The following is a 934-nucleotide window of genomic DNA, read 5'->3' on the forward strand; positions in this document are numbered from 1 at the left end:
CGTGCAAACGGATATACTGGCAGCCAGACCACGATTAAAAACTACATCCTGGCGCACCAGCATCTCATTCCGCCTGCTCGCTATGCGGTTGCTCCGCAGGGAAACCGTGGGCGGCGGTATACCACCGGCCCCGGAGACGCGTTCCAGATGGACTGGGGCTTTACCAAGGTCCAGTCTTTCACCGGAGAAGAATAGTCTGTTGCCTGCTTTGCTATGGTCTGCCACCACTGCGGTGAGCGGTATGTGGAGTTCTTCCCCAACGCCAAGCAGGAAAACCTGTTCATTGGTATGCTCCACGGGTTCCGGTACATGGGCGTCCCTCAGTATGCGGTTTCCTTATTCCATATTTTCTGATAAAGTCCAATGCCAATTCTCGCACTCGTAGCCACAGGCGATGGATGGTGAGAAGATGGCTGTCTCTTACTTCGTTTTGTATATGAGAAATCACTTCAGTGTCTAATCCCTCAAGACAAACAGCTCCCGTGTTATGGATAGCCAAGTAAAATGGTCCTCTGGATTAGCCAGAGGATCCATTGCTGCAGGAGGGTCCCCCCCATAGCGTTGGCATACTCCGTATACATTCCTCCACGGCCAAACAAGAAGAATTCTCCGTTAGACTTTTGAAACAGTTCCTCCGCAATATAAAAGGCGTCCCGACTATCTCCCGAGTTTGTCCAATATCCAACGGACTTGACTTTTTCTGTGTCATAGCACTTTTTGTTAATGATTTTTCATGTTTATTTTCCTTTCTTATCAGATGAGCATATTGTCAACTGTTATTGACATGCTGGTGCAGGTCATTTCCTTTTGCAGGTTTAGGCCTTGTTTGAAAAATAAAAGTTGCACAAAAGGACGCAATATGTAAAACTAAGGGCATGAAACGCTATGAATTAACAAAAGAACAATGGGAACGGATCAGACCGATGCTGCCACC

At 47.5% G+C, this 934-nt stretch carries 1 protein-coding gene and 1 pseudogene; both read left to right on the forward strand.

Features of this window, described 5'->3' with window-relative positions; genetic code table 11:
- Window positions 1–195: pseudogene (locus B5G42_RS18525) on the forward strand (IS21 family transposase); the annotation flags it as partial.
- Between the two features lie 18 nt (window positions 196–213).
- On the forward strand, window positions 214–354 hold the full coding sequence (locus tag B5G42_RS18315; RefSeq protein ID WP_162611156.1) for a hypothetical protein: 141 nt from the start codon (window positions 214–216) through the stop codon (window positions 352–354).
- Window positions 355–934 lie beyond the last annotated feature (580 nt).

The organism is Flavonifractor sp. An91 (assembly GCF_002159225.1).
Lineage (GTDB): Bacteria > Bacillota > Clostridia > Oscillospirales > Oscillospiraceae > Flavonifractor > Flavonifractor avicola.

Bases quoted from the DNA above. Each gene is read 5' to 3' on its own strand.
- B5G42_RS18315 (WP_162611156.1), top strand. From the start codon at position 214: ATGGTCTGCCACCACTGCGGTGAGCGGTATGTGGAGTTCTTCCCCAAC.